The sequence below is a fragment of the Nocardia sp. NPDC060220 genome (assembly GCF_042727815.1).
Classification (GTDB): domain Bacteria; phylum Actinomycetota; class Actinomycetes; order Mycobacteriales; family Mycobacteriaceae; genus Nocardia.
Genome location: NZ_JBHWZY010001133.1, coordinates 1 through 1,810, shown reverse-complemented (window position 1 = coordinate 1,810; position 1,810 = coordinate 1). Strand labels below are relative to the sequence as shown.

Sequence of the window (1,810 nt, the reverse complement as noted above, 5' to 3'; positions counted from 1 at the left end):
GCTTCATCCTCGTCCCGCACCTGACGCCCGACGGGCTCGACCCCTTCGTCGACCGGGTGGTGCCGATCCTCCAGGAGCGCGGCGCCTTCCGCACGGTACTCTGCGGGCTACCCACCTGGGATGCCGTGCCGATCCCGGCCGCGCCGCGCCAGTCCGAACGGACAGGCACGAGGTGCGGTCCAATGACCAGCGAAGAGATCTGGCTGACCACCGACGAGGTCGCTGCGAGGCTCAAGATCCCGCCCAAAACACTGGCCACGTGGGCATCTGCCAATCGCGGACCACGATTCGCCAAGATCGGCCGGTACCGCCGCTACTTGCTTCGTGATGTCCAGCGGTGGGAGCAGGCGCAACTCGAGGCCGCTCGGTGCGAGCAGCCACCGAACACTTCTGCCTGACGGCCATCTACCGCGCCCACGAGCACACCTCTCCAGACGGGGGTGCCCCATTCGGCTTGTCCTCTGCCGTGTCCGAACTTTCGTTGAAAGGGGGACAACTCGATGCCGCGCCAAGCACTTCCCATCGGCACCTACGGCAAGGTCAAATCCACCCGGCAGCGCAATGGCAGCTGGCGAGCAACGACGCGCCACCGCGATGAGGACGGCATCAGCCGACCCGTCGACCGCTTCGGTGCCACCAAGGGCCAAGCGGAGAACGCACTCCGCCGCGCACTGGCTGAACGTACGAACTCGCGCGGCAAGCTCATCACCCGCGACACAACGCTGACCGAACTTGCTGACCTGTGGCTCGCCGAGAAGGCCGTCCAGGACGGCATCACGCCCCAGTCGCTCGACCTCTACCGTCGCGAGATCGACGTCTCGACCGACAAACGGGCCAAACCCGACGCGATCAAGATTAAATCCGCGTTGGGCGGGCTACGTGTCTGGGAAGCCTCGACATCGCGACTTGATGCCCACATCAAGCGCATCGCGCTCGACGGTCATCGGGAGAAGGCGCGGCGCCAGCGCGTCATCCTGTCCGAAATGATGGGCATGGCGGTTCGTCACGACGCGATAGACCGAAACCCTGTCCGTGAGGTGGCGGACCTGCCCCGCAAGCGCACCAAACCGCGCGCCGCCGATATCGAGGTTCTCTACGAGTTGCGTCAGCACCTCGACGAGTGGGTTAACGGCGCCCCACTCGACGGGTCGCCCGGATACACCTACGGACCCAAACGCAACCAACGAGTGCTCGATGTTGTCGACGTCGAACTCGGGACCGGCCCACGTCCAGGAGAAGCGTTGGCGTTGATTTGGTCCGATGTCGATCTCAAGGCCACGCCACCGCGGATCGCCTTCTCCGGCACCATCGTTCGTATCAAGGGCAAAGGTCTGATCCGTCAGCCACGAACGAAATCCGACTCGGGCTATCGGACCGTATTGATCCCGCCGTTCGTCGTCGAGACCTTGCGCCGCGTGCAAGCGGAAGCCAGTCCCAGCGAGCTGGATTTGGTCTTCCCGAACCGCGACGGCGGTATCTGGGACCCGAACAATTTCAACCGGCTCTGGAAGCAGGCGAGGGGAGACAAGTTCGCCTGGATCACCGCCAAGACCTTCCGCAAGACTGTCGCCACGATGATCGCGACCGTGCACAGTCCGGAGGACGCGGCCCGCCAACTCGGCCACTCGGGCGATAGTGTGACCCGCCGCCACTACATCGATCAACCGACGCAGGCACCCGACTTCACCGCCACTTTGGAGCGACTGAAAGGGTGAAAAGATGTTGTTTTCGTGTAGTGAGGGGTCAGAATAGTCAAAAACCAGGGTCAAACGATGACGTTTGCCCTGGTAGATGCTCCCCCATCTGGACT

At 63.6% G+C, this 1,810-nt stretch carries 2 protein-coding genes; both read left to right on the top strand.

Annotated elements, in window-relative coordinates; genetic code table 11:
* The coding region (locus ACFWF3_RS34490) for a helix-turn-helix domain-containing protein (RefSeq protein WP_379318233.1) at positions 1 to 398 on the top strand (398 nt) is incomplete at its 5' end.
* 102 nt (positions 399 to 500) lie between these two features.
* On the top strand, positions 501 to 1,715 hold the full coding sequence (locus ACFWF3_RS34485; protein WP_379318231.1) for a tyrosine-type recombinase/integrase: 1,215 nt from the start codon (positions 501 to 503) through the stop codon (positions 1,713 to 1,715).
* Positions 1,716 to 1,810 lie beyond the last annotated feature (95 nt).